This is a genomic window from Asticcacaulis sp. AC460, from assembly GCF_000495795.1.
Taxonomy (GTDB): Bacteria; Pseudomonadota; Alphaproteobacteria; order Caulobacterales; family Caulobacteraceae; genus Asticcacaulis.
This window is the reverse complement of record NZ_AWGD01000070.1, coordinates 1-753: the sequence shown is the minus strand read 5'-3', so window position 1 is coordinate 753 and position 753 is coordinate 1. Positions and strand designations below refer to the sequence as shown.

1 protein-coding gene is annotated in these 753 nt (G+C 59.5%); it reads right to left on the bottom strand.

The features are described 5' to 3' along the window. On the bottom strand, positions 1-731 hold a 731-nt coding region (locus tag ABAC460_RS0125400), incomplete at its 3' end, for a phage tail tape measure protein (RefSeq protein WP_081716711.1). Between the last annotated feature and the right edge of the window lie 22 nt (positions 732-753).

The following is a 753-nucleotide window of genomic DNA, read 5'->3' as shown; positions in this document are numbered from 1 at the left end:
CCGGCCCCGGCGATCAACATATTGACCCCGGCCATCACCGGCCATGCGATAAGGCCCAACGCAGCGAGGCCGCCGATCAGGGCCGTGACGCCCGCCGTGACTTTCACCAGCGTGCCGACCAGCTCAGGATTGGCCTTCACCCATGCCCCCGCCTTGGTGAGCCATTCGGTGGCGGAAACCGTGAGCTTGCGCAGCGCTGAATTCTGGCCGTCGAACACCTCAATGCGAACATCTTCCCACGCCGAAAACAGGTTTTTCAGGTCGCCGTCGAGGTTGTCCACCTTCACTCGGGCAATCTGTGCCGTAGCCCCTTTTGACTGGGTGACGGTGCTGTGTTTTTCGCTCAGCTTGCCGTTACCGGCGGCGTCAATCAGCTTGATAGCGCCTTTCATCGCCTCTTCGCCGAAAATGACTTTCAGGTATTCGGCCTGCTGCGCGGTGCCGAGCTTGTTGGTTTTAAACGAGCCGTTAATTTTCTTGAGGATGTTCGCGATCGGCAGCATGTTCCCTTTGCCGTCCTTTGTTTTTACGCCCAATTCTGACAACGCATCAGCCGCCTGCCCGACGGGCGCCTGTAACCGCGTAAACATCGCACTGGCCGCCGTACCGGCCATAGACCCCTTGATGCCGTTATCGGCCAACACGCCCAGCAAGGCGGTGGTGTCCTCGATACTGGCCCCGGCCGCCTCGGCGATCGGCGCGACGTACTTCATCGCCTCGCCAAAATCCATCAAATTGCTGTTTGAACTTGTG